At 62.3% G+C, this 1,397-nt stretch carries 1 protein-coding gene; it reads right to left on the bottom strand.

Annotation, left to right across the window (positions count from 1 at the left end; translation table 11 throughout):
* Positions 1-262: 262 nt before the first annotated feature.
* Positions 263-1,303: a quinone-dependent dihydroorotate dehydrogenase gene (locus ACRC0P_RS01435; protein WP_438627796.1), complete on the bottom strand. Its 1,041-nt coding sequence runs from the start codon at positions 1,301-1,303 to the stop codon at positions 263-265.
* Between the last annotated feature and the right edge of the window lie 94 nt (positions 1,304-1,397).

Raw genomic sequence — 1,397 nt, 5'->3', positions numbered from 1 at the left:
TATGGTACTAAATAGTGATACCAGCGGGCCGCTAAGCGGCCAGATGCAAGGCGCATTTGCGCCGGCGTAGTCATTCTACGTCAAGCAAGTGCAACGCCGCAGATGGCTGCTTAGCGGCCCGCCCGGAGGGAGCCCCCCAACATGCCCACAGCTGCGTTGCAGCTCTTGAAAATGGAATGACCATTCCCTGCGAGCTGCGCCTAACTGTGGGCAATCTGGGGGGCTCTGGTTTCACTATTTAGTACCATACAGGACACTCGTATCAGCGGCCACCCGCCCCCTGCTGGCGCAAAACGGCAATGGCCTCCACCACCTCTCTCACCACTGCCGGACCACGGTAAATAAAGCCGGAGTATATCTGCACCGCGGTGGCGCCGGCGCGAATTTTCTCCACGGCACCGGCGCCGTCAAAAATGCCGCCGACGCCAATGATCGGAATCTGCCCGCGCAGTTCCCGCGCCAGCTGCGCAATCACCCAAGTGGATTTCTCCGCCAGCGGCCGGCCGCTCAGACCGCCCTCCTCCCTGCCGTGGGGAAGATGGGCCACCGAGGACTTGTCGACAGTGGTGTTGGTAGCAATCACCCCGTCAATCTCATATGCGCGCAACGACTCTGCAATCCGGGCGATGGCCTCGTCATCGATATCCGGCGCTATCTTCACCGCCAGCGGTACCCGGCGGCCGCAGCTCTGGGCCAGTTGCTGCTGCTTCTCCTTGATCTCGCCCAGCAGGCGGTCGAGACTCTCGCCGAACTGCAGGTCCCGCAGCCCTTTGGTGTTGGGGGAGGAGACGTTGGCGGTGATGTAATCCGCATAGGGGTAGACTTTTTCCATACACAGGCAGTAGTCGTCCGCCGCCCGCTCCACCGGGGTGTCGAAATTCTTGCCCACGTTGATGCCGAGCACGCCGCGGTAACGGCGGCGCTTGACCCGCCGCACCAGGTAATCCACCCCCAGGTTGTTGAAACCCATGCGATTGATAATCGCCTCCTCCTCCTGCAGACGGAACAGGCGCGGCTGCGGATTGCCCGGCTGCGGGCGCGGGGTCACCGTGCCCACTTCCACGAAGCCGAAGCCCAGGGCGCCGAGGCCGTTGAATGCCTGGGCATTCTTGTCCAGACCCGCCGCCAGGCCCACGGGGTTGGGCAGAGTGAGGCCCATCAACTCCACAGGGTCATCCGGAACCGGTTTGCTGAACAGGCTGATCAGTCCCAGCCGCTCAGCGGCGCCGATGGCGTCCAGGGACAGGTGGTGGGCCCGTTCGGGATCGAGCGCAAACAGGGCTTTGCGCAGGTATGAATACATGCCTTTCCTTAATAATTCCATCGTTTCTTGTAGGAGCGGGCCATGCCCGCGATCGGACTGGGATTAAGCCACCATCGATCGCGGGCATGGCCCA

The sequence above is a fragment of the Microbulbifer sp. genome (assembly GCF_051659245.1).
Taxonomy (GTDB): Bacteria; Pseudomonadota; Gammaproteobacteria; order Pseudomonadales; family Cellvibrionaceae; genus Microbulbifer.
The sequence above is the reverse complement of the archived record's forward strand: the minus strand, read 5'-3'. Positions and strand labels throughout refer to the sequence as shown.